This is a genomic window from Pseudonocardia sp. ICBG601 (assembly GCF_020496245.1).
This window is the reverse complement of record NZ_JAHLJA010000148.1, coordinates 1,794,902-1,812,871: the sequence shown is the minus strand read 5'-3', so window position 1 is coordinate 1,812,871 and position 17,970 is coordinate 1,794,902. Positions and strand designations below refer to the sequence as shown.

Here is a 17,970-nt window from a genome sequence, read left to right as displayed (position 1 = left end):
GGCGAGGCGGTCGGTCCCGTGACGCGGTCGGTCCCGTGACGCGGCCGGTCCCGTGACGCGGCCGGCCCGGTGAGGCGGCCGGCCCGGGTGGCCGGCTGTGTGGGAGCCGGCCACCGCGGGCGACACCGTCAGTACCAGGAGCTGCCGCCGCCCGAGTCCGACCCCGAGTCCGACCCGGACGACCGTGAGCCGGAGTCCGAGGACGAGGAGCGGGAGTCGTCCGAGCTGCTGCTCCGCGAGGACTCCCCCCGCGACGACCCCGAGCCCGAGTCCGAGGACCGCGACTCCGAAGAGGACGAGGAGCCCGAGCCGGACGACCGGGAGGACGACGAGCCCGAGTCCGACGACCGGGATGCCGACGAACCGGAGTCCGAGGACCGGGACGACCGTGACTCCGAGGACCCGGAGTCGGAGTCCGATCCGGAGGAGCGGGACCCGGAGGACCGCGAGTCCGATCCCGAGCCGTCGGAGGAACCGGACGAGCCGCCGGACCGGGACCCGGAGGACCCGCTGCGCTCGGCCATCTGCTCGGCCGCCTGCCGGTCGGCCTCCGCCAGCACCGGCGCCGCCGCCTCCCGCCCCATGGCGGACTCGACGTAGGACCCGGCCACGGCGCTGACGATGCCGCCGGAGCCGCGGCTCCCGCCGGAACCCTGCGACCCCGAGCCGGAGCGCTCCGTGCCGGAGCCCTCCGACGGGGCGGGCGAGATCGGCGCGGGCGCGGCCGCCCGCGGCGCAGACTCCTCCCGCGGCGCGGGCTCCTCCCGCGGCGCGGGGGCGGACGGGGCCGGAGCCTCGTCGGACGAGCCGGAGGACCCGGCGTCCGAGCCGCCGGAACCCGAGCCGGACCTCTTCCCGGTCAACCCGCCCGCGACGTCGTCGACACCCCTGCCCAGCGACTCGGCGGTGTCCCCGACGCCCTGCGCGGCCTCGCCGACGCCGTCGCCGACCTTCTTCACCGGACCCTCGGACGACGCCGGTGCGACCTCGGCCCGGTCGGCCTTCTTCGCCCCGCCCGGACCCGCGCCCGGACCCGCGTCCGACCCCGCACCCGAGCCCGCGCCGTCCCCGGGGCCCGGCTCGCCGCCGGTCAGGCCGGCGACGCCGTCGGCGGCACCGGAGACGGCACCGCCCAGCTTCTCCCCCGGACCCGCGTCCCGGCCGGGTGTGCTGCCCGGACCGCGGGCCGAGGCGCCCTCCGGTCCCTCCGCCCGCGGCCGGGTCTCGTCCAACGGGCCCCGCGGGTCGGGCGGGCCGCTGGTGCCGACGTCGTCGCGCTCGCGGTCCCCGCCGGTCTCCCGGCCCCCGGCCAGGACCTCGGGGTTGCGGCGCACCCCGGACGGCTCGGGGGTGGCGGGGTCCTCGCCGCGGGCGAGGGCCAGCACGTCGTCGGAGACCTTCTCGGTCTCGTCGCCGTCGCCGGGCAGCGGGGCGGTGCGGGCCCTGTCGATGCCGTCGTCGATGGCGGCCAGCCGCTCCGCGCAGGCGTCGCGGTTGCGGGCGCGCAGGTCGCGCTGCTCCTCCAGCGACGCGGCCGCGGCCATCTGGTCGGGAGTCCGGCGGGTGGCCGGCGGGAGGTCGGCGACGATCCGGTCCATCTCGGCGAGCTGCTGCTCGGCGGCGGCCAGCGCGTCCACGGCGTCCTGCCGGGAGGTGTAGACCTGCAGCTGCGACTGCAGGGCGGCGCGCTGCTGGAGCAGGGTGTCGCGCTGCTGCTGCAGCTTCGCGACCGCGGCCGGGGTGCGGTCCGGCTCGTGCGCGGACGCCTGCCAGGTCCGTTCGCTCGCGTTGAGCGTCCCGAGCTTGTCGTCGAGCGCCGCCAGCGCGATCCGGGCCTGCCCGGCCCACTGGTCGGCGGTGCGGTCCTGCGGCGCCGGGACCCCGGTCACCGCCGGGGAGGTCGTCAGCGCGTACCCGCCGAGGAGCACGGCCGTCGCCCCGATCAGGGCCAGCGTGCGCCGGTGCCGCAGCGGGCTGCGCGGGGCACGCAGCGGTCCGGGGCGGTCCGGGCCCGCCGACGCGGCCGGGCGCGCCACGACGGGACGGCGGGTCGCCGTCCCCCGCCGGGCGGTCGCCACGCGCTCGTCGGCCTCGACGGCCTCGGGCTCACGCAGCCACGGCAGCGTGTCGGCGAGCCGCTGGTCCCCCGCCGCCTGCGCCGCGGCGCGGCGGACCTGCCGGGCCGCCAGCCGGTGGGCGGCGGAGCAGTAGCGCCGCTGTGGACGGTCGCCGGACACGTCCCCCGTGGGCTCCAACGGTGCGTCGCACCCCTGCAGGGCGCATGTGCGCAGCGAGTCCTCCACCGAGCGTCCTCCCGACCTAGTGATCGCGTGCATCCCCATGTCGCGGCGATCGGTCGACATGTTTCGCCCAACGGGCGAATTACAGGGCTGAACGGACGATGTTCACTCGGACGGTCGTGTGCGATCGACGAGCGGTCACCCTGTGCCACACCGGGAACGGCGACGGCCGCCGTCCCGGGTGTACCGGTGACGGCGGCCGTCGGTGTAGGGCGGAGCGGGTCGGCCCCGGTCAGTAGGTGGGCTGCGACGGGTCGATCTGCTTGACCCAGGACAGCACCCCGCCGCCGACGTGGACGGCGTCGCGGAACCCGGCCTTGTGCAGCGCGGCGAGGGCCTCGGCGGACCGGCCGCCGGACTTGCAGTGCAGCACGACCGGCTTGTCCTGGGCGATCTCCGACAGCGCGGCACCGGACAGGATCCGGTCCTTCGGGATCAGGACCGAGCCCGGGATCTTCACGATCTCGTACTCGTGCGGCTCGCGGACGTCGATGAGCTGGAAGTCCTTGCCCGCGTCGATCATCTGCTTGAGCTCGCCGACGGTGATCGTGCTGCCGGCGGCCGCGTCCTGGGCCTCCTGCGTCACGGTGCCGCAGAACGCCTCGTAGTCGATCAGCTCGGTGATCTTCGGCGTCTCCGGGTCCTTGCGGATCTTCACCTGGCGCCAGGTGGTCTCCAGCGCGTCGTAGATCACCAGGCGGCCGAGCAGCGGCTCACCGATGCCGGTGAGCAGCTTGATCGCCTCGTTGACCATGATCGAGCCGATCGACGCGCAGAGCACGCCCAGCACGCCGCCCTCGGCGCAGGACGGGACCATCCCGGGCGGCGGCGGCTCGGGGTAGAGGTCGCGGTAGTTGAGGCCCTGCCCGTTCGGGGCGTCCTCCCAGAAGACCGACGCCTGGCCCTCGAACCGGAAGATCGAGCCCCAGACGTAGGGCTTGCCGAGCAGCACGGCCGCGTCGTTCACCAGGTAGCGGGTGGCGAAGTTGTCGGTGCCGTCCAGGATCAGGTCGTAGTCCCGGAAGACGTCCAGCACGTTCTCGCTGGTGAGGCGCTCGTTGTGCAGGCGGACGTCGACGAAGGGGTTGACCTCGCGGATCGAGTCGCGGGCCGACTCGGCCTTCGGGCGGCCCACGTCGGACTGCCCGTGGATGACCTGACGCTGCAGGTTCGACTCGTCGACGACGTCGAACTCGACGATGCCGAGGGTGCCGACGCCCGCGGCGGCCAGGTACAGCAGGGCGGGCGAGCCGAGGCCGCCCGCGCCGACGACGAGCACCTTCGCGTTCTTCAGGCGCTTCTGCCCGTCCATCCCGACGTCGGGGATGATGAGGTGGCGGCTGTACCGCTCCACCTCGTCCTTGGTGAGCTCGGCTGCCGGCTCCACCAGCGGCGGTAGCGCCATCTCGTCCACTCCTCGCGGGTTGCGTGCGGGTCTCAGGGCGTCTCAACGCGCCACGTGCGCGTCATCTTCCCGCACCCGCTCCGACCGGCACCGCGTCCCACAGCGCGGCGACGGCGTCGGCCACCGCCGCGGGCCGCTCGATCTGCGCGACGTGCCCGGCACGGGGCAGCACCAGCAGCCGTGCCCCGGGCAGCGTGGCCGCGGTCCGCGCGGCCAGCCGCGGGGACACGATGCGGTCCTGCTCGCCCCACACCACCAGCGACGGCACCCGCACCCGGGCCATCCGGCGCCAGATCTCGCGCCCGGCCCACAGCCCGAGCAGACCGCGGGTGGCGCCGTCGGTGGCCGCGCCGGCCCACGGCAGCGTCGCGCGGTGCTCGTGCTCGGAGATCAGCTCCTCGAGCCGGCGGGCGGAGCCGCGCTGCGGGTCGGCGAAGCAGACCTTCACGATCCGCTCGGCGCGGGCCCGCAGCGGCTCCTCGGCCAGCGCCCGCCGCGCGCCGCGCCCGAGCAGCGGCACCATGGCCAGCGCCATCCGCGGGTCCGACAGGCGTCGCGGGTCGGGGCGCCGGTCCGGCACCGCGGGCGAGACCAGGGTGAGGCTGCGGACGAGCTCGGGACGGCGGGCCGCCACCGTCGTCGCGATCACGCCGCCGAGGGAGTTGCCGACCAGGTGCACCGGGCGGTCCCGCCCGGCCAGCCAGCACAGCAGCGCGTCCGCCATGCCGTCCGGGCCGAAGTCGGCGACGGCGGTCGGCTCGGACAGCCCGAACCCGGGCAGGTCGACGGACAGGCCGGCGGCCCGCGGCGCGAGGAGCCCGGCGAGGTCGGTCCAGTTCGTGGCCGACCCGGCGAGCCCGTGGACGTAGACGGCGTCGGCGTCGCCGGAGCCGGGGGTCTCGCGCACGTGCAGGGTGACCCCGCCGGAGGTGACCGCGCGGCCCGGCCACGGCGGGCGCTCCGCCGGAGCCCGGTCCGCGTCCGCCGCTCCCGCCGCACCCGGGGACGTCGCGGCACCCGGCGCCGTCACCGGCGCGGGCACGGTGACGGGCGGGTGAACGGACATCGACGGGGCGGCGACCATCCGACCAGCATGACGTGTCGTGCGCGTCACCCGCCGCGCCGGGTGATCCCCGTCTCGCTGTGATCACCGTCCGCATCCGGCGCTCCACGGAGCGCAACGAGATCGCCCCCCGGACGTTGTACCCCGTGGACGACGCGACGGAGGAGGTGGGCATGGGGCGGATCGCGGGATCGGCCGCGGCCCGGCTTGCCGGTTTCGGCGCCGCGTCGGTGCTGGTGTTCACCGCGGCCTGGACGGCGGGCGGTGCGGTGGGCACCCTCTCGGCGACCCCGGCCGCCGACGCGCGGGCCGGCGGCGACCCCGGCGACGAGCGCGGCGACGACGGCGTCCTCGCGGCCGGCCTGGCCACCGGCGACGCGACGACCGGCGCGGGCGGCGTGCTCACCACCGCGGCCGGCTACACCCTGACCCCGGTCGGGATCGTCTACCCCTGGCGCGAGCCCACCGAGGTCGCGTTCACCGTGACCGGCTCCGACGGCGCCCCGGTGACCCGCTTCGACGCCTCCTCCGACGGCTCCGGGGTCATGGACGTCGCCGTGCTGCGCCGCGACGTCGCCGGCTACATGCGGCTGCGCGCCACCCAGGGCCCCGACGGCGTGTGGCGGGCACCGGTCCGGTTCCCCGGCCAGGGCGTGTGGCGGCTCTACGCCGGGTTCACCCCGACCGGCGGCCCGCACCTGGACCTCGGGACCGACCTGCACGTCCCCGGCACCTACGGCGCCTTCACCTTCCCGACCGAGAACCGGGCGGGGCTCTGCGGGGGCAGTGACCAGCAGGTCCGTCTCGACGGCGCCCTGGTCCCCGGCGGAGAGTCCCGGCTGTTCGCGACGGTCGGGCGCGACGGCACCCCGGTCACCGACCTCGAGCCCGTCGACGGCGGCGCGTTCGGCCGGATGACCGCGGTCCGCCAGGGCGACCTGGCCCGGTTCCCGGTCCGGCCCGAGATCACCGGCGCGGCCCCGACCGACCGGTCCGGCCCCGGGGTGGCGTTCGCGGTGTCGGTCCCCGCCCCGGGCAGCTACCGGCTGTTCCTCGACTACCGCTCCGGCGGTGTGCTGCGGTCGTGCGAGTTCACGCTCCCGACCGCCCCGGGGAGCTGACGGCGGTTGCGTCCGGTCCTGCGGGCCGTCGCCCCGCCGGTGGCGGCCCTGCTCGCCCTGCTGCTGCCGGTCGCCGGCCCGGCACTCGCCGGCGCGGCCTGGGCCCCGCCCTGCGCGGCGGCGGCCCTGCTGGTCGCCCTCTCCGTCGTCGCGACGACGGGGCGCCCGGGTCTGCGCGTCGCCGGGCGTGGCCTGCGGGAGGGCACGGTGACCGCCGAGACCGGCGTCGCGGCGGCCGTGCTCGCCGCGCTGGGGTGGTCGGCCGCGGTGCTGGCCGTCGCGGCGGTCTCGCCCGCGGGTCCGGACGCGGTGCCGGCCGACCCGCTCGCCGGGCCCGTCCTGCTGCCCGGCGCCGCCGCGGTGCTGACCGTCGTCGCGGCCGCGGTGCAGCGCACCGGCCGCCCGGCCGACGGGGACGCCGACGAGGTCCGCGCGGGCCTGCGCACCGTCGCGGACCGGTGGAGCGCCCTGCTCACCCCGCCCGCGGCGCTGGCCGCGGTCGCGGTGACCGCGTTCGCGGCGGGCACCGGCACCCCATGGCCCGTCGCGGTCCCGGCCGGGATCGCGGTGCTGGTCGGGGCCTGCCCGTTGCCGCTGCTGGCCGCGCTGCCGGCGGCGCTGCGGGCCGCGGACCGGGCGGGCGGCGACGCGGTGCGGCTGCCGTCGCCGCTGCCCGGGCGTCGCGAGCCGGTGGGCTGGACCGGGCCCGCGGGCGGCCCGGGGCTCGTGGGCCGGGTGGACACCGTCGCGCTGGCCGGGCCGGACGTGCTGACCGGCACCGGCCCCGGGACGGTCACGGTGCACCCCGGCCGGGGCGAGGACCCGGCTCTGGTGCTGCGGCTGGCCGCGTCGGTCGCGGCGGGCGCGCGGCGCGGGTCGGACCTGCGCATCGCGGCGCGGGCGCTGGCCGACGCCGTCGACGGCCCGGTGCCCGACGTCGCCGAAGCCGACGAGCAGCCCGGCCTCGGGGTGTCCGGCCTGGTGGCCGAGCTGCGGGAGCCCGGCCCGGGCGACGGCGGCGCCACGGTGACCGTGGTCGCGCACGCCGTGCTGCTCGGCGGCCCGGACTGGCTGGCCGAGCACGGGATCCGGGTGCCCCCGCCGCTGTCGGTGGAGCGGGAGCGGGCGGTGGCCGAGGGCCGTGCCGTCCTCGTCGTCGCCTGGGACGGGTGCGCCCGCGCCGTGCTCGCGCTGCCGCGGGCGCCGCACCCCGCGGCCCGCCCGGGGGTGGCGGAGCTGGCCGCGGCCGGGGTCGCGCCGGTCCTGCTCACCCCCGACGACGACGGCGCCGCCCGTGCCCTCGCCGCGGCGACCGGTCTCGACCCGGCCGACCCCGACGCCGTCCGCCCGGGGCTGGACGCGGCGGCGCGGGCGGCGGCCGTCGCCGGGCTGCGGGTGCGCGGCCGCACGGTCGCGGTGGCGGCCGACCCGGCCACCGACGAGGCCGCCCTGGCCGCCGCCGACCTGGCCGTGGAGCTGGTCCCCTGGCCCGCCGCCGACGGGGCAGGCCCCGGGTCCGCGGACGGCCCGGACGACGCTCCGGACGCGCGGCCGGACCCGGTCGTGGTGCCCGCACCCGGATCGGAGAGGATCTGCGCCCGTGGCGGCCCCGCGGAGGTGGCCGCCGCCCTGCTGATCGCCCGCCGTGCGCGGGCTCAGGTCCGCTCGTACGTCCGTGCGGCCGTGGTGTTCGCCGTCGCCGGCGTGGTCCTCGCCGTGCTGGGGACGCCCGCGGTCGTGGTGGCCGCCGTGCCGGTCCTGGGTGCGCTCGGGCTCGCCGCCCGGGGCCCGCACCGCCGATCGTGAGAGGTTGTCACCCTTCTGCGGAGAAGCCCGTTCACGGATCGTTCGTCAACGCGGTTACCTGCTAGTAGGGTATTCCCACGACGGGTGAGAGGTAGGGGGCCCATGACCGGAACCGCCACGCCACGGGGCGCACGACTGTCCCGCGGTGCGCGGCGCGCCCAGCTGCTGCTGGCCGCCCGCGACGTGTTCGCCGACCAGGGCTACCACGCCGCCGCGATGGACGACATCGCCGAGCGGGCAGGCGTCTCCAAGCCCGTGCTGTACCAGCACTTCCCCGGGAAGCTGGAGCTGTACCAGGCGCTGCTCACGACCTACGCCGAGGAGCTCGTCGAGCGGGTCTCCAACGCCATCGAGCGGACCGAGCACAACAAGGAGCGCGTGCAGGCCGCCGTCGCGGCGTACTTCGACTTCGTCGCCGGCGAGGGCAAGGCCTACCGCCTGGTGTTCGAGTCCGACCTGCGGGGCGACCCGGAGGCCGCGGCGCTGGTGGAGAGCGCGCTGGACCGCTGCATCGACGCGGTCGCCGGCGCGGTCACCACCGACGCCGGGCTGGACCAGGACCGTGCGCGGCTCCTCGCCGTCGGGCTCGTCGGGCTGAGCCAGGTCGGTGCCCAGTTCTGGCTGGACTCCGACCAGCGGGTCCCGCGCGACGAGGCGGTGGCGCTGATGGCCTCGCTGGCCTGGCGCGGCATCGCCGGGTTCCCGAAGCAGGGCCTCGACCAGATCTGACGACCCGGCCCCGGCGGCGGGGCGGGCGGCTCAGGCCGCCTGCTCCGCCCCGGCCCGGCGCACCAGCGCGGCGATCCGGCCGGTGACCCCGCCGACCCGCTCCACCGGGAGCATGTGCCCGGCGCCGGGGAACACGGTCAGCTCGGCGCGCGGCAGGCTGCGGTGGATCCGCCGGGCGAACCGCGGCGGCGTGAGCCGGTCCCGGGTCCCGACGAGGATCTCCACCGGCAGCGACGAGAACGCCGCCAGCGCCTCGTCGCGCTCGTGGGTGGTGAGGGTCGGGGTGAACCCGGAGACCGTCGTCGGGCGGCAGTCGGCGATCGCCTCGCAGGTCGCGCGGACGGCGAGCCGGTCCGGCCGGGTGCCGAGCAGCAGCGGCTGCAGCCCGGCCCGCAGCAGGGTCGGGTGGGTCGACAGCGACCGGCGCCCGGTCCACAGCGGGCTGACGGTCACCTTGTCCTTGCCGGCCAGGAACATCTTCGCGGGCCGCCCGGTCATCCCGAGCGTCGCCGCCGCACCGAGGCCACCGCTGGCCGTCGCGACGAGCGCGACGCCGGTGACCCGGGACGCGACGAGCTCGGGGTGGCGCTGGGCCAGCGCCATCGCCGTCATCCCGCCCATCGAGTGCCCGGCGATCACCAGCGGCCCGGTCGGGGCGAGCCGGGTGATCACCTCGGCCATGTCGTCGGCGAGGACCTCGAGGGTCTTCAGCTCGTCGGGGGTGTCGTCGGAGCGGCCGTGCGCGCGGTGGTCGTAGCGGATCACCCGCGGCGCGGGGCCGCCGCCGGGCGCGCCGACGGCGAGGGCGTCGGCGACCGGGGCCCAGCAGCGCTCGTCGAGGGTCCAGCCGTGCGCCAGCAGCACCGTGACCGGCGCCGACTCCGGGCCCGAGACCCGGGCGAACAGGCCGGTCCCGTCGCGGGTGACGATCCGTGTGCTCATCGCGGGGTGCCTCCTCAGATCAGGTGGGCGCGCTTCCACAGGGTCTCCGTCGGGCCGCCGACGATCCCCTGCTCGCGCAGGAACGGCACGAGCTTGCGCGAGGACCAGCGCAGCATCTCGTGGTGGTGCGGGTTGGCCAGCGCCGCCTTCCGCCCGACCGCCGGGGCGATCCCGACGCTGCGGTAGACCTCGGGGTGGATGAGGTTGCGGGCGACGACGAACGCGATCCGCGCGGTGAGGTAGCGGGCCCAGGCGCGCTCGGCGCGGTTGGTCCTCGGCATGATCCGCTGCAGCTCCTCCCGGGCGTAGCGGACGTGCCGCGCCTCCTCGGTGACGTGGATCTTGTTGATCATGCGGGACAGCGGCTGGACGCGCTCGTCGCGCATGCCCTCGCGCTGGAGCTGGTCGAGGATCTCCTCGACGAAGAGGGTGCCGGCGAACATCGCCGGGCCGGTGCCGATGGTCTTCATCAGCCGGCCCTGCTCGTGGGTGAGCCGGCGCGGGGCGTAGTCCGGCACGCCGTAGCGCTCGGTGGCCTTGGCGAACATCATCGAGTGCCGGCACTCGTCGGCGATCTCGACCAGCGCGTACTGGATGTGCGCGCGACGCGGGTCGCGGTCGTAGGCGTAGCGCAGCAGCATCTGCATGAGGATCATCTCGAACCACAGCCCGATCCGGGCGACGCTGCAGAACTCGTGCACCGACAGCGTGATCCGCTGCTCCTCGGTGAGGCCGTCCCACAGCGGCGTGCCGTAGAGCGACACGCGCTCGGGGACGATGCCGTACCTGCCCTCGACCAGCGGGGCGTCCCAGTCGATGTCGATCGACGGGTCGTAGGAGGTCGTGACCGAGCTCTTGAGCAGCCGTCGGGCGGTGTCCTCGCGGTCGGCGAGATTGGTCTTGCTGCCGGTGCGGGCGGGAGCGCTCATCGGTCGCGCCTTCCTGCTGGGAGGGTCCTGTGGTGGCGGGTTCCACACCCGGAACCCTTGCTGTTACCGCCGGTAACGGTTACCACTGGTAACGTGCCCCAGGACACGAGGGATGTCAAGCCGGACGCGCGCAGCCGCCGACGGGAGGAACGGCGGACCGAGATGGTCTCCGCCGCCGTCGAGGCGATCCGCGAGCACGGTCCGGGGGTCTCGGTCGCCCAGATCGCGGCCGCGGCCGGCATCACCAAGCCGGTGCTCTACCGGCACTTCGCCGACCGCGCCGACCTGCAGCGGGCCGTCAGCGAGCACGCCGCGGACATGCTGCTGCAGCGGATCTACCCGGTGCTGGCGATCGAGGCCGAGCCGATCGAGCACGTCGCCGCCGTCATCGACGCCTACCTCGGGATGATCGAGGACGAGCCCCAGCTGTACCGGTTCGTCGTCGCGAACCCGGCCGAGCCGGTGCCGGGCGCGGAGATCGCCCAGGACGTCCGCGGCCAGATCGGCGCCCTGCTCACCACCCTGTTCGGGGAGCGGCTGCGCGCCGAGGGCCGCGACTCCGGCGGCGCCGAGGCGTGGGCGCACGGGATCATCGGGATGGTCCAGACCGCGGGCGAGTGGTGGCTGGAACGCCGGACGATGAGCCGCGACGCGCTCACCAACTACCTGTCCGCGCTGATCTGGGGCGGGATCGCCGGCGTCGCCGGGATCGACTCCCCCACCGCGAACGCCGACATCCTGCGGCTGGTCCCCGAGCCGCAGGTGCCCGACGCCTCCGGGGGCGACCGGTGAGCGGCGACCACGATCACGATCACGACGAGGGCTACCGCGGCCCCGCCACCCTGGTGCTCGACGGGGAGACCGTCGACGTCGAGGTGCTGCTCGACGCCCGGCACGAGCCCTTCGACGGCAGGCTGCACTGGTCCGGCCGGGTCGCCGCACACCCCCGGCTCACCGCGCTGCTCGGCAGCCGCGGCGGCACCGCCGAGGTCCGGACGCCCGGGCACGCGGCCGTCGGCACGCTGTCCGAGCCGGACGTGTGGGACCGGTTCCGGATCACCGGCACCGGCAGGCCGCCGTTCGCGCTGGACGGGCCGCCCCCGCCGGAGACCGACTGACCCGCGCCCACCGGCCCCGGACACGCGTCGGGCCCGGTCCCGCGGACGGGTACCGGGCCCGGACGACTCCGTGTGCGCTCAGCCGCTGAGGCCGAACCCGACCCGGCGCTCCTCGGACGGGCCGATCTCCACGTAGGAGATGCGCGCGACCGGGACGACGTAGCGACGGCCCTCGTCGTCGGTGAGGTCCAGCAGCCCGTCGTCGGACTTCATCGCCCCGCTCACGAGCTGGGCCACCTCGTCCGGCGTGCGGTCGCTGGACACCACGAGCTCCCGCGGGGTCTCCGCGATGCCGATCTTGACCTTCACCGGTGGTCCTCCCGATCCGTCACTTCTGATCACCTTGCCCGCGCCAGGCTAGTCCAGATCGGGCCGGAGCATCGGCGAGCCGGGAGCGGACCGCCGGGCCGGGGCTCAGGAGAGTCCGAGCCTGCCCATCCGGCGGCCGTGCGCGGTCTGCACCGTCCGGATGAGCCCGGCCACGCCGCCCTTCTCCCCCGAGCCGAGCACGATGAACTCGGCCAGCTCGTCGCGCTCGGCGACGACCCGCTGGGCGTGGGTGACGGCCTCGCCGAGCAGCCGCCTGCCCCACAGGGCCAGCCGGTCGCGCTGCGCCGGGTTGGCGGCGCAGGCGGCCCGCACCTCGCGCTCGGCGAAGGCGGAGTGCCCGGTGTCGGCGAGCACCCGCTGCACCAGGTCGCCGGTGCCGGGGTCCACCCAGCCCGCGACCTCGCGGTAGAAGTCGGCGCCGAGACCGTCGCCGAGGTAGGCCTTGACCAGCGACTCCAGCCAGCTCCGCGGGGCGGTCGAGGCGTGGTAGCTGTCGATCAGCGCGACGAACGGCGCCATCGCGTCGGCGACGGCGATCCCGCTGCGGCCCAGGTGGTCCTCGATGAGGCGGAAGTGGCCGATCTCGGCGGCCGCCATCGTCGACAGCTGCGCGCGGCCGGCCAGCGTCGGCGCGGCCCGGGCGTCCTCGGCGAGCCGGTCGAACGCCGACAGCTCGCCGTAGGCCAGCACGCCGAGCAGCTCCACGGTCGCGGCCGTCGGCGCGTCGCCTCCAGTGGTCATGGACGCCACCCTAACCGGGCCGTACCGGCCGGCCGGGCGGCCCGCGACGGCCGTCGCGACCACGGCGCGAGGCAACTCACCCCACCCGGCGACGGCCGCGCCGTCGTGTTCGCGCGCCGCGGCGGGTACCATGCGGGCAGCGCGTCACCGGATTTCGGGCTCATGGAACTCCATGCGGACGCGCCCACCGCGCGGGGACCGGGTAACGGGACGAGCGGCCGACACGGCCGAGCACGTCTCACCGGGACCCGCACCCGAACTGGTGCGCGCAGCGCCTCGGCGGCTCTCCCGCCCGGACCGTCCCCGACGGCCCGGGGCCGGTCGACGAGCCACGCCACGGCTCCTGTGCGCGGAGAGAGGCGATCACACTGTCCCGAGTCGACAGCACCGACACCCCCGAGGCCGACCCGGGCTTCCTGCCCACCGGCATCACCCCCAGCGAGACCCCGCTCGGCGTGACCAACCCCGGCGGCGAGAAGCTCCCCCCGACCTTCGCCGAGCTCGGCGTCCGGCCCGAGATCGTCTCCGCGCTCGCGGAGAACGACATCGTGCGCACGTTCGCGATCCAGGAGCTCACCCTCCCGCTGGCGCTCGCCGGCGAGGACGTCATCGGTCAGGCCCGCACCGGCACCGGCAAGACGCTGGGCTTCGGCGTCCCGCTGCTGCAGCGGATCACCCCGCCCGGTGAGCGTGCCGCGGCCACCGCCGAGGGCGAGGCCGCCGACCGCACCAAGGACGTCCCGCAGGCGCTCGTCGTCGTCCCGACCCGCGAGCTGTGCGTGCAGGTCGCCCGGGACATCGCCGCCGCGGGCAAGAACCTGGGCGTGCGCGTCGTCGCCATCTACGGCGGCCGCGCCTACGAGCCGCAGCTGGAGGCCCTGCGCAAGGGCGTCGACGTCATCGTCGGCACCCCGGGCCGGCTGCTCGACCTCGCCGAGCAGCGCCACCTGGTCCTCGGCCGGGTCAAGGCGCTCGTCCTCGACGAGGCCGACGAGATGCTGGACCTGGGCTTCCTGCCCGACGTCGAGCGGATCCTGCGCATGCTCCCCGAGGAGCGGCACACGATGCTGTTCTCGGCGACCATGCCGGGCCCGATCGTGCAGCTGTCCCGGGCGTTCCTGACCCGCCCGACGCACATCCGCGCGGAGGAGGCCGACCAGGGCTCCATCCACGAGCGGACCAAGCAGCTCGTCTACCGCGCGCACGCGATGGACAAGGTCGAGCTGGTCACCCGGGCCCTGCAGGCCAAGGACCGCGGCCTGACGATGATCTTCACCCGGACCAAGCGGACCGCCCAGCGGGTCGCCGACGACCTCGCCGAGCGCGGCTTCGCCGCCGCCGCGGTGCACGGTGACCTCGGCCAGGGCGCCCGTGAGCAGGCGCTGCGCGCGTTCCGCGCGGAGAAGGTCGACGTGCTGGTCGCGACCGACGTCGCGGCCCGCGGCATCGACGTCACCGGCGTCACGCACGTCATCAACTACCAGTGCCCCGAGGACGCGAAGACCTACGTGCACCGGATCGGCCGCACCGGCCGCGCCGGGCGCGAGGGCGTCGCGGTCACGCTGGTGGACTGGGACGAGACCCCGCGCTGGAAGATGATCTCCGACGACCTGTCGCTGGGCATCGACGAGCCGGTCGAGACCTACTCGACCTCGGACCACCTGTTCACCGACCTCGACATCCCGACGACGGCGTCCGGGCGGCTCCCGCTGTCCGCGCGCACCCGCGCCGGGCTCGACGCCGAGTACATCGACTCCGAGGGCGACCACCAGGGCGCCCGCAAGCCGCGCGGCAGCCGTCGTGACGGCGCCGGGCGCGACGGCGGCGGCCGCGAGGGCAGCCGCGACGGCGACGGCGACGAGGGCGGTCGCCGCCCGCGGCGCAACCGCTCCCGTTCCCGGACCCGCGGCGGGGTCGCGGTCGAGGCGGGCGCCTCGGCCCCCGCCGAGGGCGCCGCCGAGGGTGCCGCCTCCGCGGGCTCCGCCGAGGGCGCCCCGCAGAACGGGCCGGAGGCCGGCGCGTCGGCCGAGGGCGGGGCGGCCAAGCCGCGCCGCCGTCGTCGCCGCGGCGGGTCGCGGCGCGGACCCGGCGGCGGCGAGTCCTCCGACGGGGCCGACGCGGCCGCCAGCTGACACCACGCGTGCTGCGCGGCCGACCCCTGCGGGACCGGCTCCCGCTCCCGGGCGTCCCCGCCGAACGACGACACCGCGGCGACCGACTGGTCGCCGCGGTGCTCGTGCTGCTGGTGGCCGGGGTCGCGGTGCTCTACGCCGTGCAGAGCCCGGCCGCGAACACCGAGTCGGTGACGGCCGTGACCGCGCCCACCCCGCCGCCGCCGGTCGGCCCGGTCCCGGACGGGTTCACCGAGCTGTGGCGGGCGGCCAGCCCGGACACGCCGGTGCCGCTGGCGGTCGGGGACGGCGTCGTCGTCGCCGAGGGGTCGCGGGTCTCCGGGCACGACGCCCGCACGGGCGCCGAGCGCTGGAGCTACGAGCGTGACCTGCCGCTGTGCACCACCGGGTTCGCCGACGGCCGCGTGCTCGCGCTCTACCGCAACGACGAGTACTGCTCCGAGCTGTCCACGCTCCAGCCCGACTCCGGGGCCCGTGGACCGGCCCGGACCCTCGACGCCCGGCCCGGCACCCGGCTGATCGGCCAGGACCCGGTGCTCGCGACCGGCCAGGACTACGTCGAGACCTTCCGCTCCGACCTGGTCCGCACCGCCGAGTACGGCACGGTGCGCGCACTGGAGGAGCCCGGCTCGCAGCCGCGGTCGGGGTGCACGTTCCGCTCCTTCGCCGCCGCCGAGGACCGCGCCGCGATCCTGGAGCGCTGCCCCGGTGAGCCGTCCGAGCGGCTGACGGTGCTGCGCCCCAGCGGGACCGAGGGTGACCGGCCCGCGTTCGACTCGTCGTCGGTCACCGGGACCGACGGCGCCCAGGTGGTCGCCGCGTCGTCCGAGCGCGTCGCCGTCCTGCTCCCGGGTGCACCCCGCCTGGCCCTCTACGACCGGTCCGGGCGCAGCATCGGCGAGTTCCCGGTCGACGCGGGCGCGACGGTCGCCGCCCCCGCCGACGGTGTCGCCCGCACCACCGCCGACGACCAGCGCCGCTACTGGTGGACCGGCGGCGCGACCGTCGCCCTGGACACCCGCAGCCTCCAGCCGCGCTGGAGCCTGCCCGGCACGCTCGGCCCCGGGACCCGCTACGGCGACCGGCTGCTCGTGCCCGTCCCCGGCGGGATCGCCGACGTCGACCCGGCCACCGGCGTCGTCGCCCGGACCCTGCCGGTGGACCGCGGCCCGGTCACCGCGCCGGTCCTGCTCGCCGCCCAGGGCGCCCTGCTGGTCGAGCTGCGCGGCGACGAGCTCGTCGTGCTGGGGCCCACCGGCTGAGCCGCACCATTGCCATAGTGTCTTCGACACTAGTATCGTCGACACCATGACGCAGCGGTCCGGCCTGGCCCTCGCCGTGCTGTCCCTGCTCACCGAGGAGCCCATGCACCCCTACCGGGTGCAGCAGCTCGTCCGCGAGCGCGGCAAGGACGACGTGGTCAACGTCGGGCAGCGGTCACAGCTCTACAAGACGATCGACCGTCTCGCGCGCGACGGCCTGATCGTCGAGCACACCACCGAGCGGGAGACCGCCCGCCCGGAACGCACCCTGTACGCGGTCACCGACGCGGGCCGCGAGACCGCCGAGGAGTGGACCCGGGAGATGCTGGCCGTGCCGCGGCCGGAGTTCCCCGAGTTCGTCGTCGGCCTCGCGCACCTGCCCCAGCTCACCCCGGCCGACGCCGCCGCGGCCGTGGAGATCCGCCTCGGCACCCTGCGACGACGGCTGGCCGGCGCCCGGGCGAGCCACGACGCGGTCGCGGGCCTGCTGCCGTGGGTCGTGCTCGTCGAGCTCGGGTACACCATCGCGATGCTGGAGGCCGAGACCTCCTGGGTCGCCGCGCTCGTCGACGACGTCCGCTCCGGCCGCCTCACCTGGAACCGCGAGGAGCTGCTGCGCCTGGCCGCCGCGCGCAGCGGCACCGCACCGCCCGACCGCCCCTGACCGGGCGCCGGGCGCGTCCCGGCCGCACCGCACGCACGGCCGTCGCGTCCGCGACCGGCCGCGATCCGCCCTGCTCCGACACGGAGGTCCACCATGTCCGTCCGAGTGATCGTCGCCGGTGCCGGTACCGGCGGCCTGTGCCTGGCCCAGCGACTGCACCGGGCCGGGGCGCAGGTCGTCGTCCTGGAACGCGACACCGACCCGCGGCCGGCCGGGCTGCGCGGCTACCGGGTCGGGATCTCCCCCGACGGCTCCCGGGCCCTGCGGGCCTGCCTGCCCGCGGAGCTGTACACGGTGTTCGAGGCGACCACGGCCGCGTCGTACGACCGGCTGCTGATGTGCACCGAGCAGTACCGCGAGCTGCTGTCGCTGCCGTTCGCCGAGATGCCCGGCGGCGGGGCCGAGGAGTTCAACGTCAGCCGCACCACGCTGCGCCGGGTGCTGCTGACCGGCATCGGGGACACGGTGCGCTGGGGCAGCCCGTACGTCGACCACGAGGTGCGCGACGACGGCACCGTCCTCGTCCGCACCGGGGACGGGGACACGGTCACCGGCGACCTGCTCGTGGGCGCCGACGGCGCGCACTCCCGGGTCCGCGCACGGTTCCTGCCCGGTGCGGGCCACACCTCCACCGGGCTCGTCGCGATCGGCGGCCGCGCCCCGCTCGACGCCGCCACGACCGCGCTGCTGCCCGGCGCCGACGGCATGGCCCTGGTGTTCGGCCGCACCGGGACGATGGGGATCACCCACGTCATGCGGATGCCCTGGGACGCCGACCGCGTCCCGCGCCCCGGGACCGACCCGGCCCGCGCCGCGGCGCTGCGCGGCTGGCCCGGGCTGGCCGGGGACCCGACGGACGACTTCGTCTCGTGGGGCGTCACCGTCTCGCACACCGTGCTGCCGGGCGGGCGGGCGGTGTCCGCGGACGGCTCCGCTCTGCTCACCCTGGCGCAGCAGGTCACCGCGGACTGGGACCCGCGCTGGCGCGCGCTGCTCGACCGGTCGGACCCGGCGTCGGCGTTGTGGATCGACATCCGCACCTCCGACCCGCTGCCGCACTGGGAGCCCGGCCCGGTCACGCTGCTCGGCGACGCCGCGCACACCATGACCCCCGGCCGCGGCGCCGGCGCCAACACCGCCCTGCGCGATGCCCGTGAGCTGGGCGAACGCCTGGTCCGGGTGCACGACGGCGGCCTCGACCTGCGCACCGCCGTCGGCGGCTACGAGGCGGAGATGCGCCGCTACTCGGCCGTCGCGGTGCGCGAGTCGCTGCAGCAGATGCACGACGACTCCGACCGCGGCCCGGTCGCGCGGGCGCTGGGGACCGCCGCGCAGCGGACCGGGCTGCGCCTGGTGAACCGGGTCCCCGCGCTGCGCCGGCGGCTGGCCCGCGGCATGCAGCGCGTCAGGGACTCCGAGCGCGCCTGA

General features: G+C 76.5%; 16 protein-coding genes. 9 read left to right on the top strand and 7 right to left on the bottom strand.

Annotation, left to right across the window (positions count from 1 at the left end; all coding sequences use genetic code 11):
* Window positions 1-128: 128 nt before the first annotated feature.
* From KPL57_RS38055 to KPL57_RS38045, 3 genes are all read right to left on the bottom strand, one after another.
* Complete coding sequence (locus KPL57_RS38055; RefSeq protein ID WP_226355348.1) at window positions 129-2,255, bottom strand: hypothetical protein; 2,127 nt, start codon at window positions 2,253-2,255, stop codon at window positions 129-131.
* Window positions 2,256-2,532: 277 nt separating this feature from the next.
* Window positions 2,533-3,705, bottom strand: coding sequence for an adenylyltransferase/sulfurtransferase MoeZ (moeZ, locus tag KPL57_RS38050; protein ID WP_178374315.1), 1,173 nt, complete (start codon window positions 3,703-3,705; stop codon window positions 2,533-2,535).
* Between the two features lie 61 nt (window positions 3,706-3,766).
* Window positions 3,767-4,789 (bottom strand): alpha/beta fold hydrolase, encoded by a 1,023-nt coding sequence (locus tag KPL57_RS38045; protein WP_226355347.1) that lies wholly within the window; start codon window positions 4,787-4,789, stop codon window positions 3,767-3,769.
* Between the two features lie 125 nt (window positions 4,790-4,914).
* On the opposite strand from KPL57_RS38045, the gene KPL57_RS38040 reads away from it, so the two are divergent.
* The 3 genes from KPL57_RS38040 to KPL57_RS38030 all read left to right on the top strand — a co-directional run bounded on the left by KPL57_RS38040 (window position 4,915) and on the right by KPL57_RS38030 (window position 8,424).
* Window positions 4,915-5,889, top strand: coding sequence for a hypothetical protein (locus tag KPL57_RS38040; RefSeq protein ID WP_226355346.1), 975 nt, complete (start codon window positions 4,915-4,917; stop codon window positions 5,887-5,889).
* A 6-nt stretch (window positions 5,890-5,895) separates the two neighbouring features.
* Entirely contained in the window at window positions 5,896-7,695 is a 1,800-nt protein-coding gene (locus KPL57_RS38035) for an HAD family hydrolase (protein WP_226355345.1), read from the top strand.
* 102 nt (window positions 7,696-7,797) lie between these two features.
* Window positions 7,798-8,424: a TetR/AcrR family transcriptional regulator gene (locus tag KPL57_RS38030; protein ID WP_062400521.1), complete on the top strand. Its 627-nt coding sequence runs from the start codon at window positions 7,798-7,800 to the stop codon at window positions 8,422-8,424.
* A gap of 30 nt (window positions 8,425-8,454) precedes the next feature.
* Here the strand turns inward: KPL57_RS38030 and KPL57_RS38025 are convergent, their stop codons facing one another.
* Window positions 8,455-9,366: an alpha/beta fold hydrolase gene (locus KPL57_RS38025; protein ID WP_226355344.1), complete on the bottom strand. Its 912-nt coding sequence runs from the start codon at window positions 9,364-9,366 to the stop codon at window positions 8,455-8,457.
* A 14-nt stretch (window positions 9,367-9,380) separates the two neighbouring features.
* Window positions 9,381-10,295, bottom strand: a complete 915-nt coding sequence (locus KPL57_RS38020) for a diiron oxygenase (protein ID WP_226355343.1) — start codon at window positions 10,293-10,295, stop codon at window positions 9,381-9,383.
* Between the two features lie 93 nt (window positions 10,296-10,388).
* Here KPL57_RS38020 and KPL57_RS38015 point away from each other — a divergent pair, with 93 nt between their 5' ends.
* Both KPL57_RS38015 and KPL57_RS38010 read left to right on the top strand, forming a co-directional pair.
* Window positions 10,389-11,087, top strand: a complete 699-nt coding sequence (locus tag KPL57_RS38015) for a TetR family transcriptional regulator (RefSeq protein ID WP_226355342.1) — start codon at window positions 10,389-10,391, stop codon at window positions 11,085-11,087.
* Window positions 11,084-11,413: a DUF4873 domain-containing protein gene (locus KPL57_RS38010; RefSeq protein WP_208819248.1), complete on the top strand. Its 330-nt coding sequence runs from the start codon at window positions 11,084-11,086 to the stop codon at window positions 11,411-11,413. Before KPL57_RS38015 ends, KPL57_RS38010 begins: the two co-directional genes overlap by 4 nt.
* A gap of 78 nt (window positions 11,414-11,491) precedes the next feature.
* Here the strand turns inward: KPL57_RS38010 and KPL57_RS38005 are convergent, their stop codons facing one another.
* Both KPL57_RS38005 and KPL57_RS38000 read right to left on the bottom strand, forming a co-directional pair.
* Window positions 11,492-11,722: a DUF3107 domain-containing protein gene (locus KPL57_RS38005; RefSeq protein WP_020625913.1), complete on the bottom strand. Its 231-nt coding sequence runs from the start codon at window positions 11,720-11,722 to the stop codon at window positions 11,492-11,494.
* Window positions 11,723-11,827: 105 nt separating this feature from the next.
* The gene (locus tag KPL57_RS38000) at window positions 11,828-12,484 is read right to left on the bottom strand and encodes a ferritin-like fold-containing protein (RefSeq protein ID WP_226355341.1); all 657 of its coding nucleotides are present in this window, start codon (window positions 12,482-12,484) and stop codon (window positions 11,828-11,830) included.
* Between the two features lie 455 nt (window positions 12,485-12,939).
* Between KPL57_RS38000 and KPL57_RS37995 the strand changes: the two genes are divergently transcribed.
* From KPL57_RS37995 to KPL57_RS37980, 4 genes are all read left to right on the top strand, one after another.
* Window positions 12,940-14,616 (top strand): DEAD/DEAH box helicase, encoded by a 1,677-nt coding sequence (locus KPL57_RS37995; RefSeq protein WP_374203833.1) that lies wholly within the window; start codon window positions 12,940-12,942, stop codon window positions 14,614-14,616.
* A gap of 8 nt (window positions 14,617-14,624) precedes the next feature.
* Window positions 14,625-15,878 carry a hypothetical protein gene (locus KPL57_RS37990; RefSeq protein ID WP_226355340.1) on the top strand — a complete coding sequence of 418 codons (1,254 nt, stop codon included), beginning with the start codon at window positions 14,625-14,627 and terminating at the stop codon, window positions 15,876-15,878.
* A gap of 46 nt (window positions 15,879-15,924) precedes the next feature.
* On the top strand, window positions 15,925-16,542 hold the full coding sequence (locus KPL57_RS37985) for a PadR family transcriptional regulator (RefSeq protein WP_178374324.1): 618 nt from the start codon (window positions 15,925-15,927) through the stop codon (window positions 16,540-16,542).
* A gap of 93 nt (window positions 16,543-16,635) precedes the next feature.
* Entirely contained in the window at window positions 16,636-17,970 is a 1,335-nt protein-coding gene (locus KPL57_RS37980; protein ID WP_226355339.1) for an NAD(P)/FAD-dependent oxidoreductase, read from the top strand.

Bases quoted from the DNA above. Each gene is read 5' to 3' on its own strand.
- moeZ (WP_178374315.1), bottom strand. From the start codon at position 3,705: ATGGCGCTACCGCCGCTGGTGGAGCCGGCAGCCGAGCTCACCAAGGAC.
- KPL57_RS38045 (WP_226355347.1), bottom strand. From the start codon at position 4,789: ATGGTCGCCGCCCCGTCGATGTCCGTTCACCCGCCCGTCACCGTGCCC.
- KPL57_RS38030 (WP_062400521.1), top strand. From the start codon at position 7,798: ATGACCGGAACCGCCACGCCACGGGGCGCACGACTGTCCCGCGGTGCG.
- KPL57_RS38025 (WP_226355344.1), bottom strand. From the start codon at position 9,366: ATGAGCACACGGATCGTCACCCGCGACGGGACCGGCCTGTTCGCCCGG.
- KPL57_RS38020 (WP_226355343.1), bottom strand. From the start codon at position 10,295: ATGAGCGCTCCCGCCCGCACCGGCAGCAAGACCAATCTCGCCGACCGC.
- KPL57_RS38000 (WP_226355341.1), bottom strand. From the start codon at position 12,484: ATGACCACTGGAGGCGACGCGCCGACGGCCGCGACCGTGGAGCTGCTC.
- KPL57_RS37985 (WP_178374324.1), top strand. From the start codon at position 15,925: ATGACGCAGCGGTCCGGCCTGGCCCTCGCCGTGCTGTCCCTGCTCACC.
- KPL57_RS37980 (WP_226355339.1), top strand. From the start codon at position 16,636: ATGTCCGTCCGAGTGATCGTCGCCGGTGCCGGTACCGGCGGCCTGTGC.